Source organism: Leucobacter chromiiresistens, from assembly GCF_001477055.1.
Taxonomy (GTDB): Bacteria; Actinomycetota; Actinomycetes; order Actinomycetales; family Microbacteriaceae; genus Leucobacter; species Leucobacter chromiiresistens_A.
On sequence record NZ_LDRK01000018.1, the window covers coordinates 154,096 to 174,181 of the forward strand.

Annotated in this window: 15 protein-coding genes; 6 read left to right on the forward strand and 9 right to left on the reverse strand. The window is 69.5% G+C overall.

Annotation, left to right across the window (positions count from 1 at the left end; genetic code table 11):
• The first annotated feature begins 11 nt into the window (after window positions 1-11).
• Window positions 12-1,112: a polyprenyl synthetase family protein gene (locus NS354_RS04385; RefSeq protein WP_058593372.1), complete on the forward strand. Its 1,101-nt coding sequence runs from the start codon at window positions 12-14 to the stop codon at window positions 1,110-1,112.
• Between the two features lie 122 nt (window positions 1,113-1,234).
• On the opposite strand, the gene NS354_RS04390 is transcribed toward NS354_RS04385, so the two are convergent.
• Complete coding sequence (locus tag NS354_RS04390) at window positions 1,235-1,600, reverse strand: Rv2175c family DNA-binding protein (RefSeq protein WP_345994174.1); 366 nt, start codon at window positions 1,598-1,600, stop codon at window positions 1,235-1,237.
• Window positions 1,601-1,694: 94 nt separating this feature from the next.
• Between NS354_RS04390 and pknB the strand changes: the two genes are divergently transcribed.
• Window positions 1,695-3,650 (forward strand): Stk1 family PASTA domain-containing Ser/Thr kinase, encoded by a 1,956-nt coding sequence (pknB, locus tag NS354_RS04395; protein WP_241490332.1) that lies wholly within the window; start codon window positions 1,695-1,697, stop codon window positions 3,648-3,650.
• A 133-nt stretch (window positions 3,651-3,783) separates the two neighbouring features.
• On the opposite strand, the gene NS354_RS04400 is transcribed toward pknB, so the two are convergent.
• Entirely contained in the window at window positions 3,784-5,151 is a 1,368-nt protein-coding gene (locus tag NS354_RS04400; RefSeq protein WP_058593374.1) for a class II 3-deoxy-7-phosphoheptulonate synthase, read from the reverse strand.
• A gap of 124 nt (window positions 5,152-5,275) precedes the next feature.
• Window positions 5,276-5,947, reverse strand: coding sequence for a lysophospholipid acyltransferase family protein (locus NS354_RS04405; protein WP_058593375.1), 672 nt, complete (start codon window positions 5,945-5,947; stop codon window positions 5,276-5,278).
• Window positions 5,948-6,088: 141 nt separating this feature from the next.
• Between NS354_RS04405 and NS354_RS04410 the strand changes: the two genes are divergently transcribed.
• The gene (locus NS354_RS04410; protein WP_430735994.1) at window positions 6,089-7,918 is read left to right on the forward strand and encodes an AMP-dependent synthetase/ligase; all 1,830 of its coding nucleotides are present in this window, start codon (window positions 6,089-6,091) and stop codon (window positions 7,916-7,918) included.
• 51 nt (window positions 7,919-7,969) lie between these two features.
• Here NS354_RS04410 and def read toward each other — a convergent pair whose 3' ends face one another.
• Window positions 7,970-8,461 carry a peptide deformylase gene (def, locus tag NS354_RS04415; protein WP_058593376.1) on the reverse strand — a complete coding sequence of 164 codons (492 nt, stop codon included), beginning with the start codon at window positions 8,459-8,461 and terminating at the stop codon, window positions 7,970-7,972.
• A gap of 54 nt (window positions 8,462-8,515) precedes the next feature.
• Window positions 8,516-11,926 carry a pyruvate carboxylase gene (locus NS354_RS04420; protein ID WP_058593377.1) on the reverse strand — a complete coding sequence of 1,137 codons (3,411 nt, stop codon included), beginning with the start codon at window positions 11,924-11,926 and terminating at the stop codon, window positions 8,516-8,518.
• Between the two features lie 195 nt (window positions 11,927-12,121).
• Between NS354_RS04420 and NS354_RS04425 the strand changes: the two genes are divergently transcribed.
• A complete protein-coding gene (locus NS354_RS04425; RefSeq protein WP_029608353.1) occupies window positions 12,122-12,964 on the forward strand; it encodes a ParA family protein in 843 nt (280 codons plus the stop codon).
• Window positions 12,965-13,160: 196 nt separating this feature from the next.
• On the opposite strand, the gene NS354_RS04430 is transcribed toward NS354_RS04425, so the two are convergent.
• The 4 genes from NS354_RS04430 to NS354_RS04445 all read right to left on the reverse strand — a co-directional run bounded on the left by NS354_RS04430 (window position 13,161) and on the right by NS354_RS04445 (window position 16,710).
• Complete coding sequence (locus NS354_RS04430) at window positions 13,161-13,796, reverse strand: MerR family transcriptional regulator (protein WP_241490335.1); 636 nt, start codon at window positions 13,794-13,796, stop codon at window positions 13,161-13,163.
• A gap of 155 nt (window positions 13,797-13,951) precedes the next feature.
• Complete coding sequence (locus tag NS354_RS04435; RefSeq protein WP_058593378.1) at window positions 13,952-14,629, reverse strand: transcriptional regulator FtsR; 678 nt, start codon at window positions 14,627-14,629, stop codon at window positions 13,952-13,954.
• Between the two features lies 1 nt (window position 14,630).
• Window positions 14,631-15,095, reverse strand: coding sequence for an FHA domain-containing protein (locus NS354_RS04440; RefSeq protein WP_010157384.1), 465 nt, complete (start codon window positions 15,093-15,095; stop codon window positions 14,631-14,633).
• A 139-nt stretch (window positions 15,096-15,234) separates the two neighbouring features.
• Window positions 15,235-16,710 (reverse strand): helix-turn-helix transcriptional regulator, encoded by a 1,476-nt coding sequence (locus NS354_RS04445; protein ID WP_058593401.1) that lies wholly within the window; start codon window positions 16,708-16,710, stop codon window positions 15,235-15,237.
• Window positions 16,711-16,858: 148 nt separating this feature from the next.
• Between NS354_RS04445 and aceA the strand changes: the two genes are divergently transcribed.
• Together aceA and aceB are read left to right on the forward strand one after the other, a co-directional pair.
• On the forward strand, window positions 16,859-18,163 hold the full coding sequence (gene aceA / locus NS354_RS04450) for an isocitrate lyase (RefSeq protein ID WP_153002105.1): 1,305 nt from the start codon (window positions 16,859-16,861) through the stop codon (window positions 18,161-18,163).
• 176 nt (window positions 18,164-18,339) lie between these two features.
• The gene (gene aceB, locus NS354_RS04455; protein WP_193750700.1) at window positions 18,340-20,019 is read left to right on the forward strand and encodes a malate synthase A; all 1,680 of its coding nucleotides are present in this window, start codon (window positions 18,340-18,342) and stop codon (window positions 20,017-20,019) included.
• Window positions 20,020-20,086: the final 67 nt, after the last annotated feature.

Below are 20,086 nucleotides of genomic sequence, written 5' to 3' on the forward strand. Positions count from 1 at the left end.
AGGCTAGGCGCGTGCAAGAAACGACTCGACTCGCAGGCCTCGTTCAGGAGCGCATCGGCGACATTCTCGAACGGCACCGCGACGAGCTCGCCGCCCTCGGAGACGACGCCTCGGCGCTCCTCGACGAAGCGGCGCAGTTCCTCACGGGCGGCAAGCGATTCCGCGCCCAGTTCGCCGTGCTCGGCTACCGCTCCGTGCGCGAGCTCGATTTCTCCGACGGCGTCGACGGCGCCGCCGATTCGGTACTCGACGCCGCCTGCGCACTCGAGTTCTTCCACGCCGCCGCGCTGATCCACGACGACATCATCGACCGCTCCGACACCCGCCGCGGACGCCCTGCGGCGCACCGCGCCTTCGCGGCACTGCACGCGACCGCGCGCTGGGCGGGCGAACCCGAGCACTTCGGGGTCGCCGCAGCGATCCTGCTGGGAGACCTGCTGCAATCGTGGGCCGACGAGCTCATGGAGAGCGCGTGCGACGGCGCCGCCTCCCCGGACGCGGCGCGCGCTGCCCGAGCGCATTTCAACCGCATGCGGAGCGAGGTGGCCGTCGGACAGTACCTCGACGTGCTCGAGGAGCAGCAGCCCGCCTTCGCGGCCCACGACGCGCAGCTCGAGCGCTCGACGCGGGTGCTCGTCTACAAGTCGGCGAAGTACAGCGTCGAGGCGCCGCTGCTCATCGGGGCAGCGCTCGCGGGTGCCGATGAGGAGCAGGAGCAGGCACTCCGCGACTACGGTCTGCCGATCGGCGTCGCGTTCCAGCTGCGGGACGACCTGCTCGGCGTCTTCGGCGACGCCTCCGTCACGGGGAAGCCCGCGGGGGACGATCTCGTGGAGGGCAAGCGCACGGTGCTGGTCACGCTCGCTCGCGAGAACCTTCCCGGCACGCAGCGGCGCATCTTCGACGACCTGCTGGGCAACGACCTCGCGCCCGAGCAGGTCGCGATCCTGCAGCGCACCATTCGCGAGAGCGGCGCCGTCGAACGCGTCGAGCAGATGATCACCCGCAACGTCGAGCGGGCGATCTCCGCCCTGCAGGCGTCGCCGGCACGTCCGGATGCGGGCGAAGCACTCACCCGACTCGCGGATCGGGCGACCCGGCGCGAGTTCTGAGCCGGGCACCGGTCAGCGGGCTCTGCCACCCCGGGTCTCCGTTATGCGGAGCGGCGAGACCGGCGGAGCGCTCACCCGACTGAGATTGCGAGCCCGCCGAGCCGCAGCATCGCGGGAGAGCCTCAGAAGGCGAGAGCCTGCGTCGCGCGGCGCACCGCGCTCTTCCGTCCCGACTGCAGCGAGTCGATCGGGCGCTCCCCGAGCTCCTCGTTGGTCGACAGCATCCAGATCACCGCCTCCTCCTCGGAGAACCCGGCGTCGTTCAGCACGAGCAGTGTGCCGCGCAGCGACGGCAACGGCTCGTCGCCCTGCAGGAACTCCTCGGGAACCCGAACGGCCCCGTCGATGCGGACCGACGCGAGCACATGGTCCTCGATGAGGCGATGCAGGCGGCCGGGCGTGATGCCGAGGCGGTCGACGAGCTCCGGAACGCTGAGCATCGGCGCCGTCGTCAGCGGGCTACGGTCTGAAGCGGTGTTCTCTGCCACGATCCCACTTTGCCAGCGCGTTCCGGCGAGCGCAATCCGACCGCGCCCGGCGCGCATCATGAAACGGTCACCCGAAGTTCCGTAGACTCTCCGGGTGACCTCCGTGCCTTCCGACCCGCTGATCGGGCAGACGCTCGACGGCCGTTACGCGATCAGATCGCGCATCGCCCGGGGCGGCATGGCGATGGTCTACCTCGCAACGGACCTCCGGCTGGAACGCCGCGTCGCGGTGAAGGTGATGCACGAGCACCTCGCGGAGGACGCGAATTTCACGCGGCGCTTCGAGCAGGAGGCGCGCAGTGCCGCTCGGCTGTCGCACCCGAATCTCGTGAACGTCTTCGATCAGGGCCACGACCTCGGCCGCACCTACCTCGTCATGGAGTACCTGCCCAGCATCACGCTGCGCGAGCTGCTGAAGCAGCAGCGCCGCCTCACCGCGGAGCAGTCGCTCGAGATCGGCGAGGCGGTGCTCTCGGGTCTGGCGGCGGCGCACGGGGCGGGGATCGTGCATCGCGACCTCAAACCCGAGAACGTCATGCTCGCCGACGACGGGCGCATCAAGCTGGGCGACTTCGGCCTCGCCCGGGCGGTGAGCGCCAACACCACGACGGGTCAGGCCCTGCTCGGCACCATCGCGTACCTCTCCCCCGAACTCGTCACCCGAGGAGTGGCCGACGCGCGCAGCGACATCTACGCCTTCGGCATCATGCTCTACGAGATGCTCACGGGTGCCCAGCCCTTCGTCGGCGAGCAGCCCATGCAGATCGCCTATCAGCACGCGCACTCAGACGTGCCTGCTCCGTCGCTGCAGAGCGCCGAGGCGAGCCCGGCGCTCGACTCCCTCGTGCTGTGGATGACGCGTCGCGAGCCCGACGAGCGTCCGCGCGATGCTGGCGAGGCGCTCGAATCGCTGCGCGGCATCGCCGGCGCCGAGGCGGGCTCGGGGTCCACCCGGGTGCTGCCGCGCATCGCCGACGAAGGCGCGCCCACTCCCGCGACCTCGGTGCTCGATCCCGCTCAGCGCTGGGCGCTCGCCGGCAATGCCGACGACGCCGCCACGACCGTCGCGCCCGCGGTGGAACCCGGGGTCGAGCCTGCTCGGGCTCCCGCGCCGATCGACCGCGCCGCGGATGCCGGACGGGCGCGGAGACGGCGCGGCCGGATCATCGCGGGGTTCGCCGTGCTGCTGATCGCGACGGCCGGGGCGCTCGGCTGGTGGTTCGGACAGGGCCCGGGGTCGCAGGTCACCGTCCCCGACGTCGCCGGCCAGGAGATCGCCGCTGCGCAGGCCGCGCTCGAGGAGCACGCGCTGGTCGTCACGCTCGCCGAGTGCTCGAGCCTCGAGTATCCGGCCGGGCAGGCGGCCGAGACGGAGCCCGCTTCCGGGTCGCGGGTGGATCGCGGCACCGCCGTGCAGCTCTGCCAGTCGACCGGCCCGCAGCTCCTCCCCGTGCCGACGCTGGTCGGCCTGTCGCTCGATGAGGCTCGGGCGCTGATCGAGGATCAGCGGTTCACCGTCGGGGAGGTGCTCGAGCAGCGCTTCTCCGACGACGAGGCGGACACGGTGCTCGCCGCCCTCGGAGCGAACGGGGACGCGCTCGGCGACACGTACCCGGAGCTCGGCACCATCGATCTCATCACCTCCGCAGGCCCGGTGCCCGACGTGGCCGGCCTGACCGCCGATGAGGCCACGGCCCGGCTCGCCGACAGCTCGCTCACCGTCGATCCCGCAGTGGGCGCCGAATCGTACAGCGCCGACGTGCCGCAGGGTTCGGTCATCTCGCTGCTGCCGCAGACCGATCCGATGCGGCCGGGAGACAGCGTCGGCCTCGAGATCTCGCTCGGCCCCGAGCTCTTCCCCGTACCCGACGTCTCCGATCTCCCCCTGCAGGAGGCGATGGACGCGCTGAGCGCCGCGGGCTTCACCCCGACGACCCTCGTCCCCGACGCGCTGCGCAGCTTCGCGAAGGCCACCGGAACGGACCCGGCCGCGGGCGAGAAGGTCGCCGCGGGCACGGAGATCCGCATCAGGAGCACGATCTCGCTCTGACGGTTCATCGTCGGCGGGCGCGCGCACGGCGCCGCACTCCGGGCGCCCCGCGCAGAGCGCGTGCGCCCCACGCAGAGCGCCCGCCCTCAGTCGCGCTGACGGAGGGCGGGCGCTCTGTACGATCCCACGCGCGCTACGAGATCTTCTTGAGCTCCTCGGCCACCTGGAACGCGAGCTCCAGCGACTGCATGTGGTTGAGACGGGGATCGCAGACCGACTCGTAGCGGGTCGCGAGCGTCGCCTCGTCGATGTTCTCCGAGCCGCCGAGGCACTCCGTGACATCGTCGCCGGTGAGCTCGATGTGGATGCCGCCCGGGTAGGTGCCGACCTCGCGGTGCGCTTCGAAGAAGCCTCGCAGCTCATCCATGACGTCGTCGAATCGGCGCGTCTTGTAGCCGGTGGCGGTGGTCATGCCGTTGCCGTGCATCGGGTCCGTCACCCAGAGCGGCGTCGCGCCCGCGTCGCGCACCCCGGCGAGCAGCCCCGGGAGCACGTCGCGGATCTTGCCCGCGCCCATGCGCGTGATGAACGTGAGACGCCCCGGCTCGCGCTCGGGATCGAGCTTGTCGATCAGGCGCAGCGCGTCGTCGACGGTCGCCGTCGGACCGAGCTTCACCCCGATCGGGTTGCGCACGTGCGAGAGGAACTCGACGTGGGCGCCATCGATGTCGCGCGTGCGCTCGCCGATCCAGAGCATGTGGCCCGAGGTGTCGTACAGGTCGCCGGTGCGCGAGTCGACGCGGGTCAGCGGCCGCTCGTAGTCGAGCAGCAGCGCCTCGTGGCTGACGTAGAACTCGGTCTGCGTGAGGGCGGTGTTGTCGACCCCGCACGCCGCCATGAACCGCAGTGCGCGGTCGATCTCGCCCGCGAGCGACTCGTACCGCTGGTTCGCCGGGTTCGAGACGAACCCCTGGTTCCAGGCGTGCACCTGGCGCAGATCGGCGAATCCGCCCTGCGTGAAGGCGCGGATCAGGTTGAGCGTCGACGCCGATACGTGGTAGCCCTGCACGAGCCGGGCCGGGTCGGCAGCGCGCGATTCCGGCGTGAAGTCGTATCCGTTGACGAGGTCGCCACGGTATGCGGGCAGGGTGACGCCCTCTCGCGTCTCCTCGTTGCTGGAGCGCGGCTTCGCGAACTGGCCGGCCATCCGCCCGACTTTGATGACGGGCATCGACGCCCCGTAGGTGAGCACGACCGCCATCTGCAGCAGCGTCTTGACGCGATCGCGGATGCGATCGGCCGTCGCCGCGGCGAAGGTCTCTGCGCAATCGCCGCCCTGCAGCAGGAACGCCTCGCCGCGCGCGGCGGATGCGAGGCGGTCGCGCAGCTGATCGGCCTCACCCGCGAATACGAGCGGCGGCTGCGACGAGAGCTCTCGGGCCGAATACGCCACCGCTTCGGGATCGGGCCAGACCGGCTGCTGCTTGGCCTCGAGCGCCTGATAGGCGTCGAGCTCCGCGAACGCTCGTTCGGCAGCAGTCTCGTGAATCTGGCTCGTCATGTCGATCCCTTACGTGAGGTGGGTACAGAAAGGTCGCGGCGAGGCGCCGCGACCGTATCAGCCTACTGCCTCATCGGCTCCGCGCGCGCCGCGGGCAGGGCGCCTGCGGCGAACACGGGCGGGATCAGCGGTTGCGCACGCTCGACGCGTAGACGTCCACGTAGGTCTGCCCGCTGAGCTTCTGAATCTCGAGCATGATCTCGTCCGTCACACTGCGCAACACGAAGCGGTCGGCGCTCATGCCGGCGAAACGGCTGAAGTCGAGGGGCTTCCCGACGACGGTGCCGATCCTGCGGATCTTCGGCAGCTTGGCCCCGATCGGCATCGCCTTCTCAGTGTCGATCATCACGGCGGGCACGACCACGGCGCCGGATTCGAGCACGAGACGGGCGACGCCCGTGCGACCGCGGTACAGTCGCGCGTCGGGGCTGCGGGTGCCCTCGGGGTAGATGCCGAGCACGTCCCCGCGATCCAGCACCCCGAGTCCCGTGTTCAGCGACGCCTCGGAGGCCTTGCCGCCCGACCGGTCGATGGGGAGCTGGCCGACCGCGGTCATGAACGATTTCACGAGCCAGCCCTTCACCCCCGTGCCGGTGAAGTAATCGCTCTTCGCGAGGAAGTACACGCGACGGTCGATCATCGTCGGCATGAAGAAGGAATCGATCACCGAGAGGTGGTTTCCTACAATGATCACCGGCCCGGTCGCCGGAATGTTCTCGGCACCCTCCAGCCACGGGCGGAACACCGTTTTCAAGATCGGCCCGATGATCAGGTGTTTGAAAATCCAGTAGAGCACGGCTCACGATTCCTCTCGACTGGGAACACCCTACCCGAGCCGGGGGCTCGGCGGAGGTATGCATATAAGGTGGCAGAACACATGTGCGACGCGCGAGGCCGCGTCGCGAACGACGGATACATGAGTATCGAAGGAGCTGCCGTGAATCAGTCCGAGACCCCGATCCTCGTCCCGCCGGTTCCCGAGGACAACATCACCGACCTCCTGGAGCAGCGGGCGCAGGCGACCCCCGATCGCGCACTGTTCGCGGTGCCCGTCGGCGACGGCTGGCGCGACATCTCCGCCTCCGCGTTCCGCGCGGAGGTCGTCGCACTGGCCAAGGGCCTGGTCGCCTCGGGCATCGAGCCCGGCGACCGCGTCGCGTTCATGTGCAAGACGAGCTACGAGTGGACGCTCGTCGACTTCGCCATCCACTACGCCGGGGCCGTCATGGTGCCGATCTACGAGACGTCCTCTCCGCTGCAGGTGCACTGGGTGCTCGAAGACTCGGGCGCGCGCGCAGTGCTCACGGAGACCGAGGATCACGCCGCGCGCTTCGAGGAGGTCAGAGACGACCTCCCGACCGTGTCGCTGGCCTGGCGCCTCGACCGGGGCGCGCTCGCCGAACTGCGCGAGTCGGGTGCGGCGATCCCCGACGCGGAGATCGACCGGCGCCGCGGGCTCGCTCAGGGTTCCGATATCGCGACTGTGATCTACACCTCCGGGTCGACCGGCCGGCCGAAGGGGTGCGTGCTGACCCACGCCAACTTCGTCGATCTCTCCCGCAACGCCGCTGCGGCGCTCTCCGACGTGGTGCAGCAGCCGGGGGCCGCGACGCTGCTGTTCGTGACGCTCGCCCACGTCTTCGCGAGATTCATCTCGGTCATGTCGGTGCACGCGGGGGTGCGCGTCGGGCACCAGGCCGATACCAGCCAGCTCCTGCCGGCGCTCGGCACGTTCCAGCCGACCTTCCTCCTCGCCGTGCCGCGCGTGTTCGAGAAGGTCTATAACTCGGCCGAGCAGAAGACCGAGGCCGAGGGCAAGGGCAAGATCTTCCGCGCGGCGGCGAAGGTCGCCGTCGCGCACTCAGAGGCGCTCGACGCCGGCAAGGTGCCGTTCGCGCTCGCGCTGAAGTTCCGCCTCTTCGACAAGCTCGTCTACGGCAAGCTCCGCGAGAAGCTGGGCGGCAAGGTGCGCTTCGCGGTGTCGGGATCGGCGCCGCTCAGCCACTATCTCGGTCACTTCTACCGCAGCCTCGGCGTGAAGATCCTCGAGGGGTACGGCCTCACCGAGACCACCGCCCCGGTGACGGTCAATCTGCCCGATCACTTCAAGATCGGCACCGTCGGCCCGCCGCTCCCCGGGCACACCGTCCGAATCGCCGACGACGGCGAGATCGAGGTGCAGGGCATCGACGTCTTCAAGGAGTACTGGAACAACGAGGAGGCGACGCGTGACGCCTTCACGGCCGACGGCTTCTTCCGCACGGGCGACATCGGCTCGCTCGACGAGGACGGCTACCTGACGATCACCGGCCGCAAGAAGGAGATCATCGTCACCGCGGGCGGCAAGAACGTGGCGCCTGCGGCGCTCGAGGATCCGATCCGTTCGAACACCATCATCGGCCAGGTCGTCGTCGTCGGCGACCAGCGGCCGTTCATCTCGGCCCTTGTCACGCTCGACCCCGAGATGCTCGCGCCCTGGCTGAACAACAACGGCGAGGATCCGATGATGTCGCTCGAGGAGGCTTCCGTGCATCCGAAGGTGCTCGCGGAGGTGCAGAGCGCCGTCGACCAGGGCAACGCGTTCGTCTCGCGCGCCGAGTCGATCCGCAAATTCGTCATCCTGCCGACGGAGTTCATCGAGGCGAACGGGCACCTGACTCCGAAGATGAGCATCCGGCGCGACAACATTCTGCGCGATTTCGCCGGCGAGATCTCGGCCATGTACGGCGAGCACCCGCAGACCGAGAACGTCGGCGTCGTCAGCTAGCGGCCCGCCGCGCCGCGGGCCGCGAGGCGCGGCGGGGTCGTGCCCTCGCGTTCAGAACCAGCTCGAGCTGCGGATCTGCCGCATCGCCTCACCGCGGGAGTCGCGGTCGAGGCGCGACAGGTACAGCTTCCCTTCGAGGTGGTCGCACTCGTGCTGCAGCGCTTGCGCCAGCAGTCCCTCGCCGCTGATCTCGACGGGATCGCCGTTCAGGTCGATGCCCCGCACGGTCGCCCGCGGGTGCCGCGGCACCTCGAACCAGAGATCGGGAACGGAGAGGCACCCCTCGCCGGTGAGCACCGGCTCCCCCTCGAGTGAGACGATCTCGGGGTTGATGACGTAGCTGATCTCGCCGTCGATGTTGAGGCTGAAGACGCGCTGCGTGTGCCCGATCTGCGTGGCCGCGAGCCCGGCACGGCCCTCCATGTCCACCGTATCCAGCAGATCCTGCACGAGCGCGCGCACACCCTCGTCGATCTCTGCGACGGGTGCGCACACGGTGCGGAGGACGGGGTCTCCGAAGACCCGGATTTCACGAATCGCCATGGCACCCGAGCCTAGCGCCTCGCCGCGGCGTCGGTCCGCGGCGAGGCGCTCGACTCACCCCTCGGCAGCCGTGATCTCGGCGATGAGGTCGCCCGATTCCAGGCCCCGCGTGCCCGTGAACACGACCCGCTCCACACGGCCCGCCACGGGCGCGGTGATCGCGGCCTCCATCTTCATCGCCTCGATCGTCGCGACCGGCTGACCCGCCTCCACCCGATCCCCGACGGCGACCTTGACCGTCACCGTGCCCGAGAACGGTGCGGCGACATGCCCCGGGATCGCACGATCCGCCTTCTCCGAGAGCGCCGCCTCGACCCGCACCGACTCGTCCTTCACGAACACCTGCCGCAGCTGACCGTTCACCCGCACCATCACCGTGCGCAGCCCCTTGTCGTCGGCCTCCCCGATCGCCTCGAGCGCGACGTACAGGCGCACACCCTTCGCGAGATCGATCGCGTGCTCCTCGCCCGCCTGCAGCCCGTACAGGTAGTCCGCGGTCTCCAGCACCGACACGTCGCCGTGCTGCTCGCGCACCTGAGCGAACTGCTGCGCGGGCTGCGGGAAGAGGAGACGGTTCAGCGCGTCGCGCCGCTCCGCGCTCGAGCCCCGCAGCAGCGCCTCATCGCTCTCCGGCACCGGCGCGACGTCGATGTTCACCGACCGGCCGGCCAGCACCTTCGACCGGAACGGCTCCGGCCAACCCCCCGGGATCTCCCCCAGCTCGCCCGCGAGGAACCCCACCACCGAGTCCGGGATGTCGTACTTCTCCGGGTGCGCCTCGAAATCCGCCGGATCGGCATCGACCGCCGACAGGTGCAGCGCGAGATCGCCCACGACCTTCGACGACGGCGTCACCTTCGGGATGCGCCCCAGCATGCGATCGGCCGCCGCGTACAGATCCTCGATCCGCTCGAAGTTCTCCGCGAGCCCCAACGCGATCGCCTGCTGGCGCAGGTTCGACAGCTGCCCGCCCGGGATCTCGTGACTGTACACCCGGCCCGTGGGGCTCGGCAGGCCCGACTCGAACGGCCGGTACAGCCCGCGCACCGCATCCCAATACGGTTCGAGCGCGAACACCGCCTCCTGCGAGAGGCCCGTATCGCGATCCGTGTCGGCGAGCGACGCCACGAGCGCCGACAGCGACGGCTGCGACGTGGTGCCCGACATCGGCGCCGACGCCGCGTCGACCGCATCCACCCCCGCCGCACTCGCCGCGAGCAGCGTCGCGAGCTGCCCGCCCGGCGTATCGTGCGTGTGCAGGTGCACCGGCAGCTCGAAGCGCTCCCGCAGCGCGGTGACGAGCTTCGCCGCAGCCGCCGGGCGCAGCAGCCCCGCCATGTCCTTGATCGCGAGCACATGCGCCCCCGCGTCGACGATCTGCTCGGCCAGGCGCAGATAGTAGTCGAGGGTGTACTTGTCCTCGGCCGGGCTCAGCAGATTGCCCGTGAACGACATCGCGACCTCGGCGACCGCCGTCCCGGTCTCGCGCACCGCGTCGATGGCGACCCGCATCTGGTTCACGTCGTTGAGCGCGTCGAAGATGCGGAACACGTCCACCCCCGTCGACGCCGCCTCGCGCACGAATGCCTGTGCGACCTGCTCCGGATACGGCGTGTACCCGACCGTGTTCTGCCCGCGCAGCAGCATTTGGATCGGCACGTTCGGCAGCGCCTCCCGCAGCGCCGCGAGCCGCTCCCACGGATCCTCCCCCAAGAAGCGCAGCGCGACATCGTACGTCGCCCCGCCCCACGCCTCCACCGACCACAGCTCCGGCGTCAACCGCGCCACATACGGGGCGACCCGGGCGAGGTCCTTCGTACGCACCCGCGTCGCCAGCAGCGACTGGTGCGCATCGCGGAACGTCGTCTCCGTCACCGCGAGCGCCGTCTGCTCGCGCAACCGCCGCGCATACGCGTCGGGCCCGATCTCCACCAGCAGCTGCCGATTGCCCGCGGGAGCCGGGCGCGACAGATCGGCCGCGGGCAGCTTCGCCTCCGGATCGATCAGCCGCGGCCGAGCACCATGGGGCTGGTTCACCGTCACGTGCGCGACGTGCTGCAGCAGCCGCGTCGCGCGATCCTTCGAGGGATTCATCCGCAGCAGCTCCGGCCGCTCGCCGATGAACTGCGTCGACACATCCCCCGACTGGAACTCGGCATCCGCGAGCACCGCCTGCAGGAACGGGATGTTCGTCGCCACGCCCCGGATGCGGAACTCGGCCAGCGCCCGCTGCGCCCGCCGCACCGCATCCTCGAACGTGCGACCGCGACACGTCAACTTCGCGAGCATCGAATCGAAATGCGGGCTGATCTGCGCACCCACCTCGATCGTGCCCCCATCCAGACGCACCCCGCCGCCGCCCGGCGACCGGTACGCGGTGATGCGGCCGAGATCGGGCCGGAACCCGTTCGCCGGATCCTCCGTCGTGATCCGGCACTGCAGCGCCGCCCCGCGCAGCCTGATGCGATCCTGCGTGAGCTCGAGCTCCTCCAGCGACGCGCCCGCAGCGATCCGCATCTGCGCCCGCACCAGATCCACATCGGTGACCTCCTCGGTCACCGTGTGCTCAACCTGGATGCGCGGATTCATCTCGATGAACACGTGCTCCCCGGCACGCTCCCCGGCCGTGTCGAGGAGGAACTCGACCGTTCCCGCGTTCTCGTACCCGATGGACTCCGCGAACGCGATCGCGTCGCGCGTGAGCTCGGCGCGCTTCTCCTCGCTCATGTTCGGCGCCGGCGCGATCTCCACGACCTTCTGATGCCGGCGCTGCACCGAGCAATCGCGCTCGAACAGATGCACCGTCGCACCCGACGCATCCGCCAGCACCTGCACCTCGATGTGCCGCGGCCGCAGCACCGCCTGCTCGATGAACATCGTCGCGTCCCCGAACGCCGACTCCGCCTCCCGCATCGCCGACTCCAGCGCGTCGCGCAACTCCTCCACGCGCTCCACACGCCGCATGCCACGGCCCCCGCCACCCGCGACCGCCTTCGCGAACACCGGGAACCCGATCTCCTCCGCCCCCGCGATCAACGCATCGATATCCGTCGACGGCGGCGTGGAGCGCAGCACCGGCACACCCGCCCGGATCGCGTGCTCCTTCGCGGCGACCTTGTTGCCCGCCATCTCGAGCGCCTCCCGGCCCGGCCCGATGAACCGGATCCCCGCAGCCTCCGCCGCGGCCGCGAGATCCGGGTTCTCCGACAAGAACCCGTACCCCGGATAGATCGCGTCCGCACCCGACTCGACCGCGACGCGCACGATCTCCGCGACATCCAGATACGCCCGCACGGGATGACCGACCGTGCCGATCAGATACGCCTCATCAGCCTTCAACCGATGCAGCGAATTGCGATCCTCGTACGGGAACACCGCCACCGTCTGCGCACCCAACTCGTGCGCCGCCCGAAACGCCCGAATCGCGATCTCCCCGCGATTCGCCACCAAGATCTTCTGGAACACTCCGCCTCCTTGCTACTGTTCACTCCGCCGGGTGCCCGCACCGTCGAACTGGTTCGATATCAAGATACATGCTCGCCCCCTCGGGGTGAGCTATATGACGCGCGGCGCGCGCCCTCTCCGCGGATGCAGGGTTCGCCCCCGTTCGCCCACGACGAAGTCGGGCGACGCTCGGGTTGAATCCACTAAACTTGCCACGTGCATGTATTGAGTGTGAGTTCCCTCAAGGGCGGCGTCGGCAAGACGACCGTGACGCTCGGCCTCGCCTCGGCCGCCTTCTCGCGCGGTCTGCGGACCCTGGTCGTGGACTTCGACCCGCAGTCCGACGTGTCGACGGGCCTGGCGGTGAACCCCGAAGGCTTCGCCAATGTCGCGAATGTGCTCGAGAGCCCGAAGGAGAAGACCGTGCGCAGCGCGATCGCTCACAGCGGCTGGAACGACTACCACGAGGGCGGTCGGATCGATCTGCTCGTCGGCAGCCCCTCGGCAATCAACTTCGACGGTCCGCACCCCTCGACGCGCGACATCTGGAAGCTCGAGGAGGCCCTGGCGATCGTCGAGTCGGAGTACGACCTCGTGCTCGTCGACTGCGCCCCCTCGCTCAACGCGCTGACGCGCACTGCCTGGGCCGCGAGCGATCGCGTACTCGTCGTGGCCGAGCCGAGCCTCTTCGCCGTGGCGGCGACCGATCGCGCGCTGCGCGCCATAGAGGAGATCCGGCGCGGCGTGAGCCCGCGGCTGCAGCCCCTGGGCATCCTCATCAACCGCACGCAGCCCCAGTCGCTCGAGCACCAGTTCCGCATCCGCGAGCTCCGCGAGATGTTCGGACCGCTCGTGCTGAACCCGCAGCTGCCCGAACGCACCTCGCTGCAGCAGGCGCAGGGCGCCGCGAAGCCGGTGCACATGTGGCCCGGCGAAGCGTCGCAGGAGATGGCGGCCAACTTCGATCTGGTACTCGACCGGATTCTGCGCTCCGCCGGCATGGACGCCGCGCGCGCCGGAGCCTCGAACGCTCCCACGGCGACGGTCGTCGAGAACTGACGCACGGGCTCCGCGCCCGATGCGTCGCGGGTCCGAGCCGAATCGCGCGGCCCGTTCCGCTCCGTCGCGCGCGCAGTGACCAGCACGCAACGTGCTGCGATCACCAGGAGACGATGAGCGTGCGGCGATCAGCGGGAGACGATGAGCGCGCGGCGGAGGCGACGCGCGCTGCGTGCGGATCGTGGAACGGCGCGGCTCAGGAGATCTTGCGAGACTTCCGACGAGCGGCGAGCTCGTCGACTGCGGCATCCGTCGAGGCCTCTTCGCGATGCTCGTCCATGTCGACCAGCGAGGTCTCGACCTCGCGCAGCACCTTCCCCACCGCGATGCCGAAGACGCCCTGGCCGCGGCTGACGAGGTCGATGACCTCGTCGCTCGACGTGCAGAGGTAGACACTGGACCCGTCGCTCATCAGGGTGGTCTGCGACAGGTCGTGCACGCCGGCCTCGTGCAGCTGCGCCACCGCGGTGCGGATCTGCTGGAGGGAGATGCCGGTGTCGAGGAGGCGCTTCACGAGCTTGAGCACGAGGATGTCGCGGAACCCGTAGAGCCGCTGCGATCCCGACCCCTGGGCGCCCCGCACGGTGGGTTCGACGAGCCCCGTGCGCGCCCAGTAGTCGAGCTGGCGATACGTGATGCCCGCAGCTCGCGCCGCGGTCGCACCCTTGAACCCGCCGTCCTGGTTGGGACGCGGGAGCCCGTCGTCGAAGAGCACCTCGGCGTCGACGGAGACGGGGGTGAACGCTGCGGGATCAGCCACGATGCCGGCCTCGGAGAGCGCTTGCGCGGAGGGGATCGCCGCATCGCCGCCCGGGCGCTGTGTGTGCTCCATCGTGTTCCTTTCACCTCGGCGGGCGCAGAATCGCCGCCGAACTTCACCAACGTTATCGAGCGCGCAATGCCGATGCAACGACCGTCGGGTCTCAATTCTCGCGTGTCGACCTCAGGTTGAACTTGAAGGTTGAAATCACGCCGAAATCTGCAGCGTCATGCGCCGCCGATACGCCTCCGCAACACGCCGGAGCGCACCGTCTCGAGGTGATCGGCGATCTCCAGGGCGCCCTCCATCGCGGCGGGCGAAGCCGCGCGCACTCCCCGACTCGACACGGCGTGCGCGATCATCTCGGCATCCCGCTCGGCCGAGACGCGCAGCGCGCGGAGGTGCCGAGGCGTGATCCCCCGCTCCGACAGCTTCAGCAGCGCCGTCACCTGGGCGACGGCGTCGTGCGGAAACACCTCTGCAGCGGGCAGCAGCCCCGCCGCGATCGCCTCGCCGATGAAACGGGCGCTCGCACCCGTGATGCGGCGCAGCTCCTCCCCGCTGAGCACGCGCTTCGGCGCGAGAATGCTCGACGCGCTGCGGGAGGCCGCGCCGGGGATGATCGGGTCGCGCCCGGCATCCAGCTCATCGAGCACTTCGGCGATGACCTTCAGCGGCAGATAGTGGTCCCGCTGGAGGGTGAGGATCAGCCGCAGGCGCTCGATGTGGGCCTGCGAGAACTTGCGGTAGCCCGACTTGGTGCGCTCGGGCGCGACCAAGCCCTGCTCCTCCAGGAAGCGGAGCTTCGATGGAGTGAGGTCGGCGAAGTCGTCTTGGAGGCGCGCCAGCACCTGACCGATGCTGAGGAGTCCTGCGGGATGCTGTCGGGCCTGCGCGGCCGCCACCCTAGTTCTCCTCGGCGAGATCGAAGCGCGAGGCGAAGAAGGTGAATCGGAACTTTCCGACCTGCACCTCCGCACCGTCCGCGAGCACGACCGAGCCGTCGATGCGGGTTCCGTCGCAGAACGTTCCGTTCAACGAGCCCAGGTCTGCGACGGAGAACGCCGTGCCGTTGCGGCGGAACTCGGCGTGACGCCTCGAGACCGTGACGTCGTCGAGGAAGATGTCGACGGCGGGGTGGCGACCGGCCACAGTGACGTCTTGATCGAGCAGGAAACGGGCTCCCTGATCGGGGCCGCGACGCACGACCAGAAGCGCTGCTCCGGAGGGCAGCGCCTCGACGGCCTCGCGCTCATCGATCGTCAGATCGGTCGCCCGCGTGCGAATGATCGCGCTCAGATCTTCTCGGAACTGCTGGGTCGATCGCACCTCGGTGCTCTCAGCGCGACGGGCATGACTGTCGCTGCTCATGTCCTCACCCACTTCTCCACTCGGGGCCTCCGCAAGCCGTTCGACTCGGTGCATCTACGCTATCGCAGGCGAGGGGCGCGGCGCACCTCGATGATCACTTTTGTGGCATTGCGCGGCGCGCCGTCCACGAACTTCCCGGCTATTCGTGAGATTCGAGAAATGCGTACACCTCGTGCGCATCGACTCCTGGGAACGTGCCCGTCGGGAGCGCCGCGAGCAGGCTCGTCGGCGTCGCAGCCTCCGGCCACGCCGCGGCCTCCCACTTCCGGGTCAGCTCGGCCGACGCCTGCCGGCAGCACTGGTCGTCGGGGCAGAAGGACTGCGACCGGTGGGCGGTCTCCCGCCCCCGGAACCACTTCACATCCGAGAAGCGCACGCCGACGCTCACGGAGTACAGCCCCTCCTTCGCCTTCTCGACGCGCGACGTGCACCAGTACGTTCCGCCGGCCGCCATGTCGGTGTACTGGTACCAGGGGTTGAAGCGGTCGGGCTGCCCGAACACCGTGCGAGCGGTCCAGTTGCGGCACACCATGGCGCCCTCGAAGTTGCCGAGCGCGTCGGAGGGGAAGCGGACCCCGTCGTTCTCGTACGCCTTGATCAGCGTTCCCGACTCGTGTGCTTTCATGAAGTGCACCTCGAGCCCGAGCCGCTCGCTCGCGAGGTTCGTGAACCGGTGCGCCGCCATCTCGTAGGAGACGCCGAACGCGTCGCGCAGATCCTCCATGGAGATCTGCCGCTGCTGCTTCGCCTCCGAGAGGAGCGGGACCGCAGCGGCCTCGGGGAGCAGCACCGCTCCGGCCAGATAGTTCGCCTCGACCCGCTGCCGCAGAAACTCGCCGTAGCTGCTCGGCTCCTCATGCCCGCAGACCACACTCGCGAGCGCCCGGAGGATCGGCGCGCGAGCGTCGCGCGACGGCACGGCGCCGCTCAGGTACACCCGGCCGTTGCGCCGGTCGATGACCGACCGCGTCGAGTGCGGCATGTCTCCGACGTAGTGCAGGCTGAAGCCGAGACGCTCGGCGATATTTGCGATGGTCTGCTGGGAGACCGGCCCTCCGGAGTATCCGACGCTGTCCAGCAGCCCGGTCGCCGCCGTCTCGAGTTCGGCGAAGTAGTTCCCCGCGCTGCGCATCTGCGCGCGCAGCTCCGTGTTGGCCCGCCGCGCCTCCTCGGGCGTCGCGGCGCGCTCCCTGTGCAGCCGCTCGACCTCCTGATGCAGCCCGAGAATGGCCTGCAGCGTCTCGTCGCTCGTCGCCTTCGATACCCGGATCGGCTGCAGCCCGAGCGACTGAAAGACCGAACCCCGCTGCGCGCGCTCGACGGCGATCTCGAGGGCGGCTCGCTCGGAGGGCGCCTCCGCCGCGAGCAGCTCGTCGACCGTGACTCCGAGGGCGGAGGCGAGCGCCCGCAGCATCGGGAGCCGTGGCTCGCGCTTCCCGTTCTCGATGGCCGAGAGCTGCGACGGCGCCCGGTCGACGGCGCGCGCCAGTTGCTCGAGCGTGAGGCGACGGGCGGTGCGCAGCGCGCGGATGCGGCGGCCCAGCGTGAGCGCGTCGCCGCTGTCGGCCCATTCGCCGTCGCCGACCTGCGCTGATTCGTGTTCGAGGAGCGTCATGCCGTCCATGATCGCAGAACGGGAAACTTCCGACAAGCGAAAAAACTGCGTTTCTTCTCCCCCCGAATCGGCGCCTGGGGCCCGCGACCGCCCCTCAGGATGGAACTACACCGCAATCCACGCCTTCGGGCCGAACACAGGAGTCATCGTGACCAACGACGCATCGCAGACCCCCTCCCCCGCCGACCAGCTCGCCTGGGACTGGGAAAACGACCCGCGCTGGGAGGGAATCACGCGCGACTACACCGCGGACGACGTCGTCAAGCTTCGCGGAACCGTGCAGGAGGAGCACACGCTCGCACGCCGCGGCGCCGAGAAGCTGTGGGAGCAGCTCACCACCGAGACGCCGACCGGCGGGTACACCAACGCGCTCGGTGCGCTCACCGGCAACCAGGCCGTGCAGCAGGTGAAGGCCGGACTGCGCGCGATCTACCTCTCGGGATGGCAGGTCGCCGCCGACGCGAACATCTCCGGTCACACCTACCCCGACCAGTCGCTCTACCCCGCGAACTCGGTGCCCCAGGTCGTGCGCCGCATCAACAACGCACTGCTGCGCGCCGATCAGATCGAGCACGCCGAGGGCATCAGCACGGTGGAGGACTGGCTCGTTCCCATCGTCGCCGACGCCGAAGCCGGATTCGGCGGGCCGCTCAACGCCTACGAACTCATGAAGGCGATGATCGCGGCGGGCGCCTCCGGAGTGCACTGGGAGGATCAGCTCGCCAGCGAGAAGAAGTGCGGCCACCTCGGCGGCAAGGTGCTGATCCCGACCCAGCAGCACGTGCGCACGCTGAACTCGGCCCGCCTCGCAGCCGACGTGGCCGGCGTGCCCAGCGTCATCATCGCGCGCACCGATGCGGAGGCCGCGACGCTGATCACCTCCGATGTCGACGACCGCGACCGCCCGTTCATCACCGGCGAGCGCACCGCCGAGGGCTTCTACAAGGTGCAGAACGGGCTCGCGCCCTGCATCGCACGCGCCCGCGCCTACGCGCCCTACTCGGATCTCATCTGGATGGAGACCGGCACCCCCGACCTCGAGCTGGCGCGCCAGTTCGCCGAGGGCGTCAAGTCGGAGTTCCCCGACCAGATGCTCGCCTACAACTGCTCGCCCTCCTTCAACTGGAAGAAGCACCTCGACGACGCGACGATCGCCAAGTTCCAGCGCGAGCTGGGAGCGATGGGGTTCTCGTTCCAGTTCATCACGCTCGCCGGCTTCCACGCCCTCAACTCATCGATGTTCGACCTCGCCCACGGCTACGCCCGCGACGGCATGTCGGCCTACGTCGAGCTGCAGGAGCGCGAGTTCGCCGATGAGGCGCGCGGCTACACCGCGACCAAGCACCAGCGCGAGGTCGGCACCGGGTACTTCGACGCGATCTCCACGGCGCTGAACCCGGAGGCCTCGACCCTCGCCCTCGTGGGGTCGACGGAAGAGGGCCAGTTCCACTGATCCCGATCGGTGGGCGGATGCGGCGCCGCGTCCCGCAACCGCGGCGCCGCATCCGCCCCCCGGGAGCAGCACCCGTCGATCCCGCCCGACAGCCTGCAGACGCACCACCAGACGCACTCGTACACGCACCAGATGCACCACCAGACGCACCACCAGACGCACCAGAGGAGCAGATCATGACGACCACCCAGGCGGAGCTGCAGTCGCAGACCGCCACCGCCGAACGCCCCGCCTCCCCCGCACCCTCCGCGACGCCGTCGTCGCGCATGGAGGTGCTCGGCCGCCCATTCGACCGCAGCGACGCGATCCTCACCCCGGAGGCGCTCGAATTCCTCACCTCGCTGCACGATCGCTTCGCGAGCACGCGGCACGAGCGTCTCGCAGACCGGCAGCGCCGCCGCTACGAGATCGGCAACGGTCGCGATCCGAAGTTCCGCGAGGAGACGCGCCTCATCCGCGAGGATCCGAGTTGGCGCGTCGCCGGCGCAGGGCCCGGCCTGGAGGATCGCCGCGTCGAGATCACCGGCCCCACCGATCCGAAGATGACGATCAACGCCATGAACTCGGGAGCCCGTGTGTGGCTCGCCGATCAGGAGGACGCGACCAGCCCGACCTGGCGCAACGTCATCGGCGGCCAGCTCTCGCTGTTCGATGCGATTCGCGGGCAGCTCGCGTTCACCGGCGAGACCGGCAAGGAGTATCGGGTCACCGCCGAGCGCACCCCGACGATCGTGATGCGGCCCCGTGGATGGCATCTCGTCGAGAAGCACCTCCGCTTCACCGATGCGCACGGCCGCGCGGGCGCGGCGTCGGGCAGCCTCGTCGATTTCGGGCTCTACGCGTTCCACAACGCGCGCGAACTCGTCGCCCGGGGGCGGGGCCCGTACTTCTACATCGCGAAGCTCGAGTCGAGCGAGGAGGCGAAGCTCTGGGACGACGTGTTCACCTTCACGGAGCAGGCGCTCGGCCTCCCGCACGGCACGATCCGCGCGACGGTGCTCATCGAGACCCTTCCCGCGGCCTTCGAGATGGAGGAGATCCTGTACGTGATGCGGGATCACATCGCAGGGCTCAACGCCGGCCGCTGGGACTACATCTTCTCGATCATCAAGAACTACCGCGGTCGCGGCGCCCGGTTCGTGCTCCCGGATCGCAGCGAGGTGACGATGACGGTGCCGTTCATGCGCGCCTACACCGAACTGCTCGTCAAGACCTGCCATCGTCGCGGAGCGCACGCGATCGGCGGCATGAGCGCGTTCATCCCGAACCGCCGCGACCCCGAGGTCACGGCGCGCGCCGAGGAGAAGGTGCGCGCCGACAAGCACCGGGAAGCGGGCGATGGATTCGACGGCACCTGGGTGGCGCACCCCGATCTCATCCCCGTCGCGCAGGCGGAGTTCGACGCGGTGCTCGGCGATCGCCCGAACCAGGTGGACCGCCAGCGGGATGACGTGCAGGTGACCGCCGCGCAGTTGCTGAACGTGCACATCGGCCGGGACATCACGGAGGCCGGAGTGCGCGAGAACGTCTCGATCGGGATCCGCTACATCGAGGCCTGGCTGCGCGGGATGGGCGCCGTCGCGATCGACAATCTGATGGAGGACGCGGCGACCGCGGAGATCAGCCGGTCTCAGATCTGGCAGTGGATCCATCAGGATCAGTCGACTGCGGAGGGCACCCGCATCACGCGCGAATGGGTCGCGGAGCTCGTGGAGCAGACGGTTGCGGGCTTCGCGCGCTCCGAGGGCGATCGATTCGACGACGCCGCCGAGCTCTTCGCGGACGTCGCGCTCGGTGAGGACTTCCCGACCTTCCTCACGGTTCCCGCCTACAGCCGATACCTCGTCGACGCCTGATCGTTCGTCGACGCTTCACGTCGAGAGCGGGGCGGATCTCCACGATCCGCCCCGCTCTCGACGCGTT

Excerpts from the sequence above, each read along its gene's own strand:
- NS354_RS04430 (WP_241490335.1), bottom strand. The coding sequence starts at position 13,796 with ATGGAGCACACACAGCGCCCGGGCGGCGATGCGGCGATCCCCTCCGCG.
- def (WP_058593376.1), bottom strand. The coding sequence starts at position 8,461 with ATGGCGATTCGTGAAATCCGGGTCTTCGGAGACCCCGTCCTCCGCACC.
- NS354_RS04400 (WP_058593374.1), bottom strand. The coding sequence starts at position 5,151 with ATGACGAGCCAGATTCACGAGACTGCTGCCGAACGAGCGTTCGCGGAG.
- NS354_RS04440 (WP_010157384.1), bottom strand. The coding sequence starts at position 15,095 with ATGAGCAGCGACAGTCATGCCCGTCGCGCTGAGAGCACCGAGGTGCGA.
- NS354_RS04445 (WP_058593401.1), bottom strand. The coding sequence starts at position 16,710 with ATGACGCTCCTCGAACACGAATCAGCGCAGGTCGGCGACGGCGAATGG.
- aceB (WP_193750700.1), top strand. The coding sequence starts at position 18,340 with ATGACGACCACCCAGGCGGAGCTGCAGTCGCAGACCGCCACCGCCGAA.